The organism is Streptomyces brasiliensis (assembly GCF_014647875.1).
GTDB lineage: Bacteria > Actinomycetota > Actinomycetes > Streptomycetales > Streptomycetaceae > Streptomyces > Streptomyces brasiliensis.
On sequence record NZ_BMQA01000009.1, the window covers coordinates 254,012 to 268,111 of the forward strand.

Below are 14,100 nucleotides of genomic sequence, written 5' to 3' on the forward strand. Positions count from 1 at the left end.
GGGCGCGAGCTCGGTACGGACAGGGACGGTTCTTGGGCCAGGTAGGGGAACCCCGCCGCGTGCAGGCCTACGACGGGGAACTGGGCGCGGCCGTCGCGCGGGCGCAGGAGGGCGACGAGGCCGCCTTCGCGGTGGCCTACCGCGTCGTGCAGCCGGGGCTGCTCGGCTATCTGCGCGGCCTCGTCGGGCAGGACGCGGAGGACGTCGCGTCCGACGCCTGGCTGGAGATCGCCAGGGACCTGGGACGGTTCAAGGGCGACGGCGCGGGATTCCGCGGCTGGACCGCCACGATCGCCCGGCACCGGGCGCTGGACCATCTGCGCAGACAGCGGGTACGGCCGCGGGCGACGGCGCTCGAACAGGACGTACTGGAGCTGCCCGGGCAGCACAACACCCATGACCAGGCGCTGGAGTCCATGTCCACCGAGCACGCCCTCGAACTGGTCCGGGGACTGCCGCGCGACCAGGCGGAGGCGGTGCTGCTGCGGGTCGTCGTCGGACTGGACGGACCGGCCGCCGCGCGTGTCCTCGGCAAGCGGCCCGGCGCGGTGCGCACGGCCGCTTACCGAGGGCTGAAACGGCTCGCCCGTCAGCTCGGCGTGCAGGACGCGGTTGACGAAGGTGTGACGGATGACGGCCCCCGGACGCTGGGGGAGTCGAAATGAACGGAGACGGCCGGGGTCCGTATGGATCGGGGACGGCCGCGGTGGCACGGCGCCCCGGACGGTCGGGGCGGCTCGTGCGAACCGGTGGACCCGGGGTGCCGGGCGGATCCGGCGTGACGGACAGATCGGACAGGGACGGGAACTGACATGGGTGAACGGCAGAGCGACGGCGGGCTCCCCGACCGTCGGCACGTGCACCCTGGCGCGACGCCCACCGGCCGTCGGCGCGCGGGCGAGGGTTCGGCGTCCGGTGTTCGGCCCACCGGCGAGGGCTCGGAGTCCGGTTCCTGGTCCACGGATGAGGGCGGGGCATCCGGTCCTCGGGTCACCGGCGAGGGCCGTGCGTCCGGTTCTCGGTCGACCGGCGGCGCCCCGGCCTTCGGTGTGCGGTCCGTCGTCAGTGACGACGAGCTGGAGTCGGCCTTCGCCGTCGCCATCCGGCGTGGTGGCGTCGGCGTCGACGGGGAGCAGCAGGCCGTAGCCGCCTTCCGCGCCGCGCGCGACGCCGGCACACACAAGGCCCGGACCCGGCGTCGGGACGACTGGCGGCCCCGTGCGTCGTGGCGGGCGAAGTTCTCCGTGCGGACCGCGCTGTCCGTGCTCCTCGCCAGCCTCACGCTGGGCGGTGTCGCCGTGGCCGCGATCGGCGGCTCCTCCTCGGACGGTGCCCACGACGGCGAGCCCGGCACGCACCCGGCGACCAGTGCCCCGCCGCGGTCGTCCGCCGGATCGGACACCGGTTCCTCCGCGCACCGGGACCGCCCGGACACCGCCAAGGACATCCTGGCTCACTGCCGCGCGTACGAGCAGGTCGCGGACCGGGGCAAGGCGCTGGACTCGACGGCATGGCAGCGACTGATCAAGGACGCCGGCGGCGAGAAGAACGTCGTGGCCTACTGCGCCGAGCAGTTGGCCGGGTCGAGGGACCGCGCCGACGGCAATGGTCAGGACAGCTCCCAGAACAACGGTCAGAGCAGCAGCCAGAACAGTGGCCGAGGGAGCGGGCAGAACCCCGGCAAGGGCACCCGGCCGAGCAACAGCGGTAAGGCGAACGGCAACGCCGGCACCAGCGTCCCGAAGTCCAACGGCAATCAGTAGCCGCGACGGCTTTCAGCGGCACCGACGGGATTCAGCAGGCGCTGGGGCGGCCGGTAGGCCCAACGGCCATCAGTGATTCGGCTCACTCCGGGCCGACCTGGCGGGGCGGAACGCGCCGCCATGGCAACGGCCGGGGCCGCCACCCCCCACAGGAGAGGCCCCGGCCGTCGCGCGGCACGGGCCGCGCGGCGGCCCGTACTTCCTACAGCGCCATGTGTGCCATTTCTGTCACACCTCGGTCGTCACGAGTTAGTTGCACCTTGTACGGTCATGGACGAGGAGCGGTTTCAGGCCGTAACGTGCCTTTCGCGTCGAGCGCAGATGCATGATCACTGCAACGATCGGCGGACTCCAAGCCGCGACCATCTACTGAGGAACCACTTGTGCTGGGGGACGACGCGGAGCTGACCGCCGCGGTGCGTGCGGCGCAGGACGGGGACGAGACCGCGTTCCGGACCGTGTACCGTGCGGTGCATCCGCGGCTGCTCGGTTATGTGCGGACGCTCGTCGGCGAACCCGACGCCGAGGACGTCGCGTCCGAGGCCTGGCTCCAGATCGCCCGGGACCTGGAGAGGTTCAGTGGGGACGCGGACCGCTTCCGCGGCTGGGCCGCACGTATCGCCCGCAATCGCGCCCTGGACCACATACGGATGCGCGGCCGCCGCCCCGCGATAGGCGGCGACGAAACGGAACTCACGAGCCGCGCCGCCGAGTCCGACACCGCGGGCGAGGCCATCGAGGCCCTCACTACCAGCAACACCCTCTCCCTCATAGCACAACTCCCGCAGGATCAGGCCGAGGCGGTCGTCCTGCGCGTGGTCGTGGGCCTGGACGCCAAGACCGCCGCGGAGACGCTGGGCAAACGCGCGGGCGCCGTACGCACCGCCGCGCACCGCGGCCTGAAGCGGCTCGCGGAGCTGCTCGGCGAGAATCCGGAATCTGCCGGCCGGCTCGACGCCCTGCCGCCTCAGCGAGAACCGCGCCGTCGCGCGGTGACGTCCGCCACTGTGACGCATACGCGAGCGCGGGCGCAGAAGGGCATGTGATGGCCGACGAGCAGTACCAGTGGCTCAACCGTGAAACGGCGGAACGTTTGCTGCGCGGAGAGCCACTCGAAGCCGTCGACCGCCGACGGGCCGAGCGGCTCGCCGAGACCCTCGGTGCCCTGGCCTCCGACGCCGCCCCGGCCCACGGCGAACTCCCCGGCGAGGAAGCCGCGTTGGCCGCGTTCCGCAAGGCCCACGAGGTGACGGCCGCGGAGCGGGCCGCCGTGGGGCACCACACCGCTGCCGCCCCGCACCGCTCCGCCGGATCCTCCGACGCGGGCCTGGTCCGCCTCGGCCGCCCGCACCGCAGCGGCAACCGCTCCCGCGGGACGCGCCCCGTGCGGGTGGCGCTCACGGCGGCGCTGGCCGTCGGCATGATCGGCGGGGTGGCGGTGGCCGCCGGAACCGGAGTCCTGCCGACACCGTTCCACAAGGACTCCCCGGCGCCGGCCGCCTCGGTGTCGTCCGCGGCGACTCCCGAGGTCCCGCTCGTGTCGCCGTCCCCCGACGGCACACAGGCCGCCGGTACGTCCGGCCCGCCGACGCCCGGCGGCTCCCCGAGCGGCACGTCCGGTGACGGGTCGCAGCGTGACCAGGCCGGCCAGGTCACGGGCGGGAACGGCAGCGGCCGCACCGGCAACTGGTGGAGCGGCGCCCCCTCGGCCTGCCGCGACGTCCGGGACGGCAAGACGCTGCGCCTGGACCGCAAGCGCGCCCTGGAGGGGGTGGCGGGCGGCCCTGCGCGCGTGTGGAAGTACTGCGAAACCGTCCTCGGCTCCTCGGCCCACACCTCCGGCGACCAGGGCGACCAGAACGGTAACGCCAATGGCGGGCAGGGCGACGAGAACGGCCAGGGTGACGACAACGGCCAGGGTGACGACAACGGCCAGGGTGACCAGGACGGGGACGGTGGCCGCTTCGGGCCCGGTCACTCGGGCGGGGGCGCCGGCAACGACCATCACCAGGATGGTGGCGTCGGCGACGTCGCCACGCCCGCACCCTCCACGCCCGCACCGTCCACGCCCACGCCCACGCCGACCGCGTTCGTCCCGCTGCAGCCCGGACACGCCGCCACGAGCCCGGCCCCGGCCATGTCGCCGAGCCCGACATACAGTGCGCTCTGACCCATTCCAGCGCCCCTGAGCTGCGGTTTTGCAACTCGTCGAACTTTTTCCGCGCTGGGTGTGACGTTTTCGGCCGACCGGACGCAGTACTGAGTGAGCCGACTGGTCATCGGCCGTCGCACTGAGCCGGGGTTCCCCCCGTACCTACGGCTCGTGCACCTGGCGCGGGCGGGACACGTTCCCCCGGTCCCGCCCGCGCCCTGCTGAATCCCCGGTCGGTCACCAGTAGACGACGACCTTGTCGCCGGTCCTCACCTGCGCGAACAGAGCCGCGATCGCCGCCTCGTCCCGTACGTTGACGCAGCCGTGCGAGCCGCCCGCGTACCCACGGGCCGCGAAGTCGTACGAGTAGTGCACCGCCTGGCCGCCGCTGAAGAACATGGCGTACGGCATCGGGGAGTCGTAGAGCGTCGACACATGGTGCCGTGACTTCCAGTAGACCTGGAACACTCCTTCCCGCGTCGGGGTGTACTGCGCGCCGAAGCGCACGGACATCGTCGACACCGTGCGCCCGTCGACCATCCAGCGCAGCGTGCGGCTCGTCTTGCTGATGCACAGCACCCGGCCGGTCATGCAGCGCGGGTCCGGCGCTGCGGCCGGCTGACCGCCCATCAGATACAGGTCCCACTTGCCCGGCTCGTGCGTCATGTTCAGCAGCCGCTGCCAGGTGACGGCGTCGGTCTTCCCCGTCCGGGGCAGCCCGCGCTTGCCCTGGAAGCCTTCGACCGCCTGCTCCGTCAGGTCGTCGTACGTCCCCGTCGGCCCGTCGAAGAGCCAGGCGACCTGACGCAGGCGGGCCTGCAGCTCGCGCACGTCGGTGCCCGTGTCGCCGCGGGACCACAGGACGCGGGGAGGTGCCGGGGGCGGCGCGGTGGTGGCCGGCGTGGGGTCGGCCTGTTCGGCCTCATGGGTGGCGCCGGGGCTGGTGGGCTGCCTGGTGGTCGGCAGCTGTATGTGCACCGGGGAGCGGTGCTTGCCGTCGGAGCCCGGGGCCTGCACGGTGCAGCCGCAGAGCAGGGCGAGCGCGGCGGCCGAGGTGAGCGCGGCGGTGGGCCGGCCGGCGCTGCGGATGATCCCCCTGATTCTCATGCCCGGTATGTTTCCCCGCGTGACCGCCGGCGAACTCCGGGGCATGGTGGGGAGTAACAGACGTCCCCGCGGAGGCACCCATCATGGCGCGTGAGTCGGAGTCCGGACTGCCCATCGAGCCGCTCTACGGCCCGAGCGACCTCGCGGGCTGGGACCCGGCCGAGCGGCTGGGCGAGCCGGGCTCGTACCCCTTCACCCGGGGCGTGTACCCCACGATGTACACCGTCCGGCCCTGGACGATGCGCCAGTACGCCGGTTTCGGCACGGCCACCGAGTCCAACGCGCGGTACCGGCAGCTCATCGCGCACGGCACCACGGGCCTGTCCGTCGCCTTCGACCTGCCCACCCAGATGGGCCACGACTCCGACGCGCCCCTCGCGCACGGAGAGGTCGGCAAGGTCGGCGTGGCGATCGACTCGATCGACGACATGCGGGTGCTGTTCGACGGGATCCCGCTGGACCAGGTCTCGACGTCGATGACGATCAACGCCCCCGCCGCCCTGCTGCTGCTCCTCTACCAGCTGGTGGCCGAGGAACAGGGCGTCCTGGCCGACCGGCTGACCGGCACGATCCAGAACGACGTCCTGAAGGAGTACATCGCGCGGGGCACGTACATCTTCCCGCCCAAGCCGTCCCTGCGCCTGATCGCGGACATCTTCAAGTACTGCCGGGCGGAGATCCCGAAGTGGAACACGATCTCGATCTCCGGCTACCACATGGCCGAGGCGGGCGCGTCCCCCGCCCAGGAGATCGCGTTCACGCTGGCCGACGGCATCGAGTACGTCCGTACGGCGGTGGCGGCCGGCATGGACGTGGACGACTTCGCCCCCCGCCTGTCCTTCTTCTTCGTGGCCCGGACGACCCTCCTCGAGGAGGTCGCCAAGTTCCGCGCGGCGCGCAGGATCTGGGCCCGGGTGATGAGGGAGGAGTTCGGTGCGCGGGACCCCAAGTCGCTCATGCTCCGTTTCCACACCCAGACGGCAGGTGTCCAGCTGACGGCCCAGCAGCCGGAGGTGAACCTGGTCCGGGTCGCCGTGCAGGCCCTGGCCGCGGTTCTCGGCGGCACCCAGTCCCTGCACACCAACTCCTTCGACGAGGCGATCGCACTGCCCACCGACAAGAGCGCCCGCCTCGCCCTGCGCACCCAGCAGGTCCTGGCCCACGAGACGGACGTCACGGCGACGGTTGACCCCTTCGCGGGCTCGTACGCCGTCGAGCGGATGACGGACGACGTGGAGGCGGCGGCGGTGGATCTGATGCGCCGGGTCGAGGACCTGGGCGGCGCGGTCGCGGCGATCGAACGGGGCTTCCAGAAGGACGAGATCGAGCGCAACGCCTACCGCATCGCCCAGGAGACGGACGCGGGCGAACGGGTCGTGGTCGGCGTCAACCGGTTCCGTCTCGACGAGGAGGAACCGTACGAGCCGCTCCGCGTCGACCCGGCGATCGAGACCCGGCAGGCCGCCCGCCTCGCCCGCCTGCGTGCCGAACGCGACCAGCCCGCGGTGGACGCGGCCCTGGCCGCCCTGCGCAAGGCGGCCGAGGGCGAGGACAACGTCCTGTACTCGATGAAGGAGGCCCTGCGCGCACGGGCGACGGTGGGCGAGGTCTGCAACGCGCTACGGGACGTGTGGGGGACGTACGTCCCGTCGGTCTCCTTCTGAGACGTCGTGGCCCCGAAACCCGGAATGTCGTACCCCCGTGCGACACTCCTTCCATGTTCGGCGTCATCGATCTCCCCACCTATCTGGCAGGCGTCGTCCTGATCGTCCTGCTGCCCGGCCCCAACTCGCTGTACGTGCTGTCCGTCGCCGCCCGCCGCGGGATCCGGGCGGGCTACACCGCCGCCGCGGGCGTGTGGTGCGGGGACACCGTGCTGATGACGCTGTCCGCGGCGGGGGTCGCCTCGCTGCTCAAGGCGAACGTGGTGCTGTTCGGGATCGTGAAGTACGCGGGCGCCGGATATCTGACCTGGCTGGCGATCGGCATGCTGCGCGCCGCCTGGGGGATGTGGCGGACCCGGCGCGAGAAGCTCGCCGAGGAGCCCGCCCCCGCCCCCGCCGCGCACGAGCGGCCCTACCGCCGTGCCCTGGTCGTCAGCCTGTTCAACCCCAAGGCGATCCTGTTCTTCGTCGCCTTCTTCGTGCAGTTCGTCGACCCGGGCTACGCCTACCCCGCGCTCTCCTTCGTCGTCCTCGGCACCTTCGCCCAGCTGGCCAGCTTCCTGTACCTGAGCGCCCTGATTTTCAGCGGTACGAAGCTGGCCGCCGCGTTCCGCCGCCGCAAGCGCCTGTCGGCGACCGCGACTTCGGCGGCGGGCGCGCTGTTCATCGGCTTCGCTGCGAAACTGTCGCTGGCGAGCTCCTAGCGCGAGTGCCCGGCGTCCAGGCGGTCCGGCCGAGGCGGGTGAGGTACGGGGGGAGGCCGGCCGCCGTGTCGCCCGCCCAGCCGACATAGCCTTCCGGGCGGACCAGGAACAGGCCGGGGCCGTACGGCTCCGGGGCCGGTCCCCGCACCGTGCGTGCCCACGGGCCGAGTTCGGGGGCGTCCGGGCCAAGCAGGGTCCAGTGCGGACCCCGGAACGCGTCGAAGAGGCGTACGCCGTCCACCCTGCCGTCCGGGGTGCGGTCGCCCGCCCGCACCCCGGCCGGGTCGGTGCGCGTCTCCTCGGTCAGGGACGAGTCCCGGTAACCCAGCCCGAGCTGCACCGTCGCCTCTCCGCGTCGTACCTGCCCGCGGTGCACCCGCGTCGACAGGCCCAGCATGGGGGCAGATCGTGGCCGTGCCGGCGAGCCTCAGCGGCGAGCGCTTCGCAGCGCGCGGGTGACCACGGGGGGCAGCAGGTCCACCGCGACCCGGCGAACCCGGCTGCGGCGCTGCCCCAGGCCGTTGCGGGCGGCCGCGGGAGCGGGCGGTGCGACGCGGGCCGGCTCCTCGGGCCCGGTGGCGTGCCTGGAGGGCGGGAACGGCGGGGCCTCCATGCCGTTGGACTTCAGGCGGACGATCCGGTGCCCGGCGGCCGTCTGGACGCTCAGCCGGCAGTCCGAGCGCTGCCGCACCATCGCCAGCAGCTCGCGCTGCACCGGCTCGGGGTCGCCCCAGGTGCCGTACAGCTTCTGCGTGCTCAGGCAGACCGGGTGGAGGCCGCGGTTGAGCACGGCCTCCCACGCCGCTATCGACACGCCGGGTGTGTGCTCGGCGCGGAAGTCGTCGAGGACCACGATCCCGTCCGGCAGGAGCAGGTCGTGGGCCGCGCCGATGTCGCCGTACACGTGCTCGTACAGGTGCGAGGCGTCGATGTGCACGAACCGGCAGGAGGCCGGCTCGACCTCGTCCGGCACCACCGAGCTGGGCCCCTGCAGGACGCGGGGCAGCTCGTCGTGGAAGGAGAGGTAGTTCTCCTCGAAGACGCTCCGGGTCAGCCTGCTGTAGGACTTGGTCGACTCGGCCCGGTTGGCGTTGTCCGGGGCGTCGCCCTCGAAGAGGTCGCACACCGTGTACGTCTCGCCCGGCTGCAGACGGCGGCCGGTGAAGATGGCGCTCTTGCCCATGTAGACGCCGACTTCGAGCAGGTCGCCCCGGGTACCCGCGGCGACCTGACGGGACAGGAACCAGTCGAAGAGCAACTGATCCAGCACGGGGAACCAGCCGGGCACGTCGTCGAGGCGGCGGGGCGGGCGGGGACTTTCCTGGGTGGTGGCCATGCGGAGGAGACACTCCCTCGATACGGCAGTCGGTGGAAGCCCTGTGGAACGCCTGTGCGGCGGGCGAGGGCATCACCGTGCCTGCCCGAGGGGCTGGTTCAGAAGCCAAGACGAGGTGAACGGAAACCCAACTTCCCTTGCTGCATGCCTTTCTTGAGCCGCGGCCCGAACGGCTTCTCCACGAAGCGGTGGATCAGCCAGGCCAGGACGAGCATGCCGAGCACGGTCACCACGAGCGTCGTCCACGACGGCAGGCCGAGGCCCCGGTGCAGCACCCGGATGACGAACCAGCCGAGGTGTTCGTGCACCAGGTAGAAGGGGTACGTCAGCGCCCCGGCCGTGCTCAGCCAGGGCCAGGCCGCCTTGCGTGTCCAGCCGAGGGCGACGGCGGCCACCGCGAGGAAGCACAGTGTGACGACCAGCACGATGATGCGCGGGTCCCGGTGGAAGTCGCCGTGCGGAGTGACCTGCCACAGGCCCCGGGTGGCGGTGCTCTGTCCGAGCATCCAGGAGACGGCCACGATGCCCCACAGCACGAGGTTGCTGCCGAAGCGGTGGATCAGGTAGAGGGCGAGACCGCCGACGAAGAAGGGCGCGTAGTCGGGCATGATCAGCTGCTCGGTCAGCTCGTTGTGGGCGCTCTTGGCGATCACCGCGGCCAGGGTCCACACGCTGCAGAACAGCACCACCCGGCGGTAGGTGGCGCCACGCGCGACCACGAGCAGGGCGAACAGCGCGTAGAAGCGCACCTCGACCCAGAGCGTCCAGCACACGCCGAGAATGCGGGGCACGCCCATCGGCATCTGGAGCATCGTCATGTTGACCAGGAACTCGTCGAGCCGCAGCGGCTTCAGGACGACGGGCAGGACGAAGGACGCGGCGGTGACCAGCACCAGCGCGACCCAGTAGGCGGGGTAGAGGCGGGCGACACGGGAGCGGAAGAAGTCGCCGAGGGTGCGGCCCCAGCTGCTCATGCAGATCACGAAACCGCTGATGACGAAGAAGAACTGCACGCCCAGGCAGCCGTACATGGCCACACTGGGCAGGACGGGGAAGATCCGGTCCGGGGACTGGCCCCAGGACGCCGAGACGGTCCCGCCGCGCCCCGCGTAGTGATAGAGGCAGACCATCAGCGCGGCCACGAGGCGCATGCCGTCGAGGGCCAGCAGCCGGCCCCCGCGTCTGCTCGGGGCGGGGGCGGTCGGGGCGTGTTCGGGGGTGGGGGGAGAGGGGACTGGAGCGAGGGTGGGGGATGAAGGTGCCATGATCCGAGTCGCCTACCCGAAGATGGCCCATTCATCTCGGGCGTTCCCTCCGATGTCCCCAGGACGAAGGAGGCCCTGCGCCCGCACCTGGGCGAATCACAGGTACGTCTTGGTTGACAGCCCAACGATTCGTCCGGCAGTACCGGCGTGTTAACCCGGAAGTCGTTTTAGCTTCCTAGTTTCTCCATCTGCCCCCACGTGTCGGTAAACGCTGGGAATGCGGCCGTAAACCCAATCTTTGCTTGGCAAAACCAGGAGAGCTATGACGAGGGTCCAGAACAGGCGGACACCTGCCGGTGGAGGGGAGCTGGACGACTGCCTGCGCGCGTGTGCTGTGCACAGTGGCAAACTCGTCGGAAGCCTCGACCGCCGGCGCGGGGAACTCGCCGAGCAGCTGCGCAAGCTGCTCGTGGTGTGCACGACCGAGGGTGCCGGCGCCCCCGCGCCCGCCCCGGCCGGCGGCGCGACCGCCCTGCTCAAGCGTGCCGTCAAGGGTGCGACGGCCCCCTCCGGCGGCATCAGCAACGAGCTGCTCGACGCTCTCCTCGCCGTCGCCAACAAGGCCCTGGAGTGCGGGTACAACGACGAACTGAACCTCGCCCTGGAGATCAGCGAGACCGTCCTCGCCCAGCGCAAGAACTCCCGCGCCGGCTGGCGGCTGCGCGCCCGCATCCTGGAGGCGCTCGGCGAGGAGCGTGAGGCCGTCGAGGCCTACGAGCGCTACCTCGGGCTGACCACCGACGACGGCTTCGGCGTCGCCGCCCGGGTCGCCGGACTGCGCCGCGCGGCCGAGCGTGAGCGCGATCTGATCACCCTGCTGCGCGGCCAGGTCCCGGCCGCCGCCGAGTTCGCCCGCGGCCGCGCCACCGACGTCTGGGCCGAGGGCCTCGCCCTGCACGCCCTCGGCGACTGGACCGCCGCCGAACCCCGCCTTGTGGGAGCGCTTCTTTCGCTCACCGAGGACGAGGCCCCGGTCACCGACCGGCAGGAACTGCTCAGCCAGTACCTCGACCTGCGCACCGGTGTGGCCGACGCGGACCCCGTCGCCTTCACCGAGGCCGTCGCCCTCTACGCCGAGCAGCGCCGCGTCCGTATGCGCGGCCCGGTCGCCAACCCCACCGTCGACGGCGTGCAGTGGATCACCCTCGGTGAGTTCCGCAACCTGATCGCCGGCAAGTCGATCTGTCTGATCGCCAACTCCGGCCGCGTCGGCACCAGTTCGATGGGCCGCGAGATCGACGACTACGACCTCGTCGTGCGCTTCAACTCGTACAAGATCGACCCAAAGCACACCGGCAGCCGTACCGACATCCACGCCACCATCCACAAGCACGGCTTCAACTGGGACAAGCCGGTGACCACCCGGCTCGTCTTCGGCGGCATCTCCGGCGACTGGAAGCACTCCCTGCGCAACCGCCTCGTGCCCGGCGCCCAGCAGTACCTCGGCGACGAGTCGCTGCGCTGGCCCGTGCGCAACATCGGCCAGCTCGGCAACGATGTCTGGTCCGGCATTCCGACCACGGGCTTCAACATGCTCTGGCTGCTGGACTTCCTGGACGTCAGCCCGAAGCTCGACCTGATCGGCTTCGACTTCTACGAGAGCGGCGCGTATCGCGTGCAGGAGGCGATGAAGCTGGCGATCACGTCCGTGCACGAATACACCAGCGAGAAGGAATGGGTCATGCAGCGGGCCCAGAGTGTGACCGACATGAGGACATGCCTGCGATGACCACGACCATCCCCACCGCGAGCGTCACCCCGGCGACCGACGCCCGCGCCCTCACGGGCAAGCGCCGCATCGCCTTCGCCAGCTACGTCGACGAGAACTACCTGCCCGGCTTCCTGGCCCTGCTGCGCAGCCTCGCCCTGTCCAACCCGGGCGTGTGCGAGGACTTCGTCGTCCTCTACGACGACCTGCGCCCCGCGTCGATCGCCCGCATCCGCGCCCTGCACCCGCGCATCGTGCTGCGCCGCGTCAACGACACGCACTACGACTCCTACGTCAAGGGCGACCAGGACAACTACCTGGTGCGCAAGGCGTACTTCATCCTCGACATCTTCCGGCTGCGCGACTACGACACGGTCATCACCCTGGACACCGACATGGTCGTCCTCGGCGACCTGAGCGAGCTGCTGAAGCTGCGCGAGGGGCTCGCCGCCGTCCCGCAGTTCTTCTACGGTCAGCACAAGCTCAACTCCGGGCTGCTGGTCATCCAGCGCGAGTACCTGTCCGACGAGTTCTGCGCGAAGATCGACGCGACCGGACGCAGCGGCGACTACGAGCTCGACAAGCACGACCAGGGCATCCTCAACGCCGTCCTGGACGGCGACTTCGTGCGCCTCGACGCCCGCTACAACTTCGTCAAGCGGCGGCTGTCCGGCGACCTGCCCGTCCCAGACGACACCGCCATCCTGCACTTCACCGGCCGCCACAAGCCGTGGCAGGGCGGCGAGGCCGGTTACGCCCAGGCCGAGGACCGCTGGCGCGAGTTCGAGCTGAGCGACGCGGAGTTCCAGGCCGCTTACCTGGGCCTCGGCGGCGCCCTCCACCACGACCTCCTCGTGCACTTCGGCACCCCGCACGTGCGCCGCACCGGCGACATCGAGAGCGCCCGCCGGGTCGCCGCCGCGCACATCGCGTCCGGGGACTACCAGGCGGCCGTCGACCTTCTGGAGAGCGTCCACATACCGCTCGACGCGGCCTGGCCGCACGAGGTGTTCGGGCACGCCCTGATGAGCGTCTCGCGCTACCAGGAGGCGAAGACGCAGCTGCTGATCGCCACCGCCGCCCCCAACCGGGCCGCCACCGCCTACTCCCGGCTGGCCCAGATGGCCTGGGTGCACGGCGACAACACCGAGGCCCTCCGGTACGCCACCACCGGCCTCTCCGTCGACCCCACCCACCGCCCCAGCCGGCTGTGGGCGCAGCGGGCGGCCGCCGTGCCCGCCCAGGAGCAGGGCGCCCCCGAGGACCAGCTCGCCCACGTCGCCTTCTACATGGACCGACAGGGCAACGCCGGCGACAAGCTGCTGCCGGAGACCGTGCGCCTCGGCTTCGGCCCCGACACCACCTCGCGCCGCTGGCACTCCGTCCACGCCCACCGGCTGTTCGACGCGGCCGCCCTGGAGCGGGTCAACGCCCGGCGCGGCCTGGTCATCGGCGGCGGCGGCCTGTTCATCCCGGACACCATGCCGAACGGCAACAGCGCCTGGCAGTGGAACGTCCCGGACGAGCACCTGCGCGCCGTCGACGTGCCGATCATGGTGTACGCGGTCGGCTTCAACGCCTTCGACGGACAGTCGTACCGGGCCCAGCGCTTCAACGAGAGCCTGCGCCTGCTGGTGGAGAAGGCCTCCTTCTTCGGCCTGCGCAACCACGGCTCCATCGAGAAGGTCCGCTCGCTGCTGCCGGCCGAGCTGCACGACAAGGTCGTCTTCCAGCCCTGTCCGACCACGGTCAGCCGCCAGCTGATCGCCGGCTGGAGCGACCCCGTGTACCGCGAGGACACGGTCATGCTCAACGCCGCCTACGACCGGGCGGGGCTGCGCTTCGGACACGACTACGCGCACTTCCTCGCCGAGATCGCCAAGGCGGTCAGGGCGATCGGCGCGCACACCGAGGTCAAGTGCGCGGCGCACTCGCTGGACGACGAGCGCATCGCCTTCGACCTGCGCCGCGAGCACGGCATCTCGCTGCCGGTGATCCCGATGTACGACTTCGACAACGACGAGATCCGCGAGACCTACGCCAAGACCCGGCTGGTCATCGGGATGCGCGGGCACGCCGGAATGATCCCGTTCGGCGTCGGCACGCCCATCATCAGCCTGATCTCGCACCCGAAGATGGCGTACTTCCTCAACGACATCGAGCGCCCCGAGTGGGGTGTCTCCGTCCACGAGCGGAACCTCGGCGCGGTGCTCACCGAGCGGGCGATCGACATCCTCGACCACCACACCCGCACGGTCGACGACGTCCACGACCGCCAGCAGCGGCTGTGGAAGGTCACGCAGGACAACCAGGCCCGTCTCCAGGCGATCCTGGGCGGCTGAGCAGGGCTGCCGCCCAGCACACGCACGGCAGGAAGCGCCCGGGGTGCACGAGCCCCGGG

Annotated in this window: 11 protein-coding genes and 1 pseudogene; 8 read left to right on the forward strand and 4 right to left on the reverse strand. The window is 71.3% G+C overall.

Annotated features, from left to right (window positions below):
• Nucleotides 1-32: 32 nt before the first annotated feature.
• From IEZ19_RS17255 to IEZ19_RS17270, 4 genes are all read left to right on the forward strand, one after another.
• The gene (locus IEZ19_RS17255) at nt 33-665 is read left to right on the forward strand and encodes an RNA polymerase sigma factor (protein WP_189312064.1); all 633 of its coding nucleotides are present in this window, start codon (nt 33-35) and stop codon (nt 663-665) included.
• Nucleotides 666-812: 147 nt separating this feature from the next.
• Nucleotides 813-1,763 (forward strand): hypothetical protein, encoded by a 951-nt coding sequence (locus IEZ19_RS17260; RefSeq protein ID WP_189312065.1) that lies wholly within the window; start codon nt 813-815, stop codon nt 1,761-1,763.
• A 383-nt stretch (nt 1,764-2,146) separates the two neighbouring features.
• On the forward strand, nt 2,147-2,809 hold the full coding sequence (locus IEZ19_RS17265; RefSeq protein ID WP_189312066.1) for an RNA polymerase sigma factor: 663 nt from the start codon (nt 2,147-2,149) through the stop codon (nt 2,807-2,809).
• Nucleotides 2,809-3,933, forward strand: coding sequence for a hypothetical protein (locus IEZ19_RS17270; protein WP_189312067.1), 1,125 nt, complete (start codon nt 2,809-2,811; stop codon nt 3,931-3,933). The genes IEZ19_RS17265 and IEZ19_RS17270 overlap by 1 nt, the downstream gene beginning before the upstream one ends.
• A gap of 219 nt (nt 3,934-4,152) precedes the next feature.
• Here the strand turns inward: IEZ19_RS17270 and IEZ19_RS17275 are convergent, their stop codons facing one another.
• Entirely contained in the window at nt 4,153-5,022 is an 870-nt protein-coding gene (locus tag IEZ19_RS17275; protein ID WP_189312068.1) for a L,D-transpeptidase family protein, read from the reverse strand.
• Nucleotides 5,023-5,105: 83 nt separating this feature from the next.
• Here IEZ19_RS17275 and IEZ19_RS17280 point away from each other — a divergent pair, with 83 nt between their 5' ends.
• On the forward strand, nt 5,106-6,686 hold the full coding sequence (locus tag IEZ19_RS17280) for an acyl-CoA mutase large subunit family protein (protein WP_189312069.1): 1,581 nt from the start codon (nt 5,106-5,108) through the stop codon (nt 6,684-6,686).
• 53 nt (nt 6,687-6,739) lie between these two features.
• The gene (gene leuE / locus IEZ19_RS17285; protein ID WP_189312070.1) at nt 6,740-7,390 is read left to right on the forward strand and encodes a leucine efflux protein LeuE; all 651 of its coding nucleotides are present in this window, start codon (nt 6,740-6,742) and stop codon (nt 7,388-7,390) included.
• On the opposite strand, the pseudogene IEZ19_RS17290 reads toward leuE, so the two are convergent.
• The 3 genes and pseudogenes from IEZ19_RS17290 to IEZ19_RS17300 form a co-directional block, all read right to left on the reverse strand.
• Nucleotides 7,350-7,805 (reverse strand): annotated as a pseudogene (locus tag IEZ19_RS17290) (hypothetical protein); the annotation flags it as partial. The gene leuE and the pseudogene IEZ19_RS17290 overlap by 41 nt on opposite strands.
• Nucleotides 7,806-7,817: 12 nt before the next feature.
• Complete coding sequence (locus IEZ19_RS17295; protein WP_189312071.1) at nt 7,818-8,726, reverse strand: class I SAM-dependent methyltransferase; 909 nt, start codon at nt 8,724-8,726, stop codon at nt 7,818-7,820.
• Nucleotides 8,727-8,824: 98 nt separating this feature from the next.
• Entirely contained in the window at nt 8,825-9,991 is a 1,167-nt protein-coding gene (locus IEZ19_RS17300; protein ID WP_189312072.1) for an acyltransferase family protein, read from the reverse strand.
• Between the two features lie 262 nt (nt 9,992-10,253).
• Here IEZ19_RS17300 and IEZ19_RS17305 point away from each other — a divergent pair, with 262 nt between their 5' ends.
• The gene (locus IEZ19_RS17305; RefSeq protein WP_189312073.1) at nt 10,254-11,720 is read left to right on the forward strand and encodes a glycosyltransferase family 29 protein; all 1,467 of its coding nucleotides are present in this window, start codon (nt 10,254-10,256) and stop codon (nt 11,718-11,720) included.
• Nucleotides 11,717-14,041 (forward strand): glycosyltransferase, encoded by a 2,325-nt coding sequence (locus tag IEZ19_RS17310; RefSeq protein WP_189312074.1) that lies wholly within the window; start codon nt 11,717-11,719, stop codon nt 14,039-14,041. The genes IEZ19_RS17305 and IEZ19_RS17310 overlap by 4 nt, the downstream gene beginning before the upstream one ends.
• Nucleotides 14,042-14,100: the final 59 nt, after the last annotated feature.